At 70.2% G+C, this 584-nt stretch carries 1 protein-coding gene; it reads right to left on the bottom strand.

The genetic code is table 11. The features are described 5' to 3' along the window. On the bottom strand, positions 1–584 hold a 584-nt coding region (locus tag D6M19_RS34060), incomplete at both ends, for an HNH endonuclease signature motif containing protein (RefSeq protein WP_206428722.1).

The raw sequence follows: 584 nt of genomic DNA, 5'->3' as shown, positions 1-584 counted from the left end.
GGTGCGTTGTCGGCGGGGCATCATCAGGCCGCGATGTTCGGCGTTGGGTGGTGGTTTTGTGGCGGGTGGGAGTTCGGCGGTGGTGACGTTCCAGGTGGGGAAGAACAGCCGGCTGCCGGGCTGGGTGGTGAACGTCTTACCGCTCGGGGCTGTCCAGATCACTGTGCCGTCGGGCAGCTGCTGATCGGCCCAGCCGCCGATGCCGGTCCAGAACGTTTTCATCAAATGGTGTCGGCGGCATTTGCAATTCAGATTCGAGGCGTGAGTGGGGCCCCACGGCCACGGGCGGACATGGTCGATGTCGCAGCGGTCGGCGGCCACGGTGCAGCCGGGGAAGCGGCAGAACAGATCGCGCATCCGCACGAACTCGGCCAACTCGGCGCTGGGCCGATACCGCGGCTCGGGTGCGCCGCCCGGCATCCGGATCGGCGTGATCGTCGCCCCGCTGCGGATCGCCTCGGCCAGCAGCGCATTGGGCAACACCCCATGGCCCACCAGCAGGCCCGGCGACCGCGGCGGTTGCTGGGACGCGGCGGCGGTGGCGTCGGCGGTGGCGTCGGGTTGGGCGGGCTGCTCGGCGGCAG

Origin of the sequence: Mycolicibacterium stellerae (genome assembly GCF_003719305.1) — a bacterium.
GTDB classification, from domain to species: Bacteria; Actinomycetota; Actinomycetes; order Mycobacteriales; family Mycobacteriaceae; genus Mycobacterium; species Mycobacterium stellerae.
Note: the sequence above shows the minus strand (reverse complement) of the source record. Positions and strands in the feature narration are given on the sequence as shown.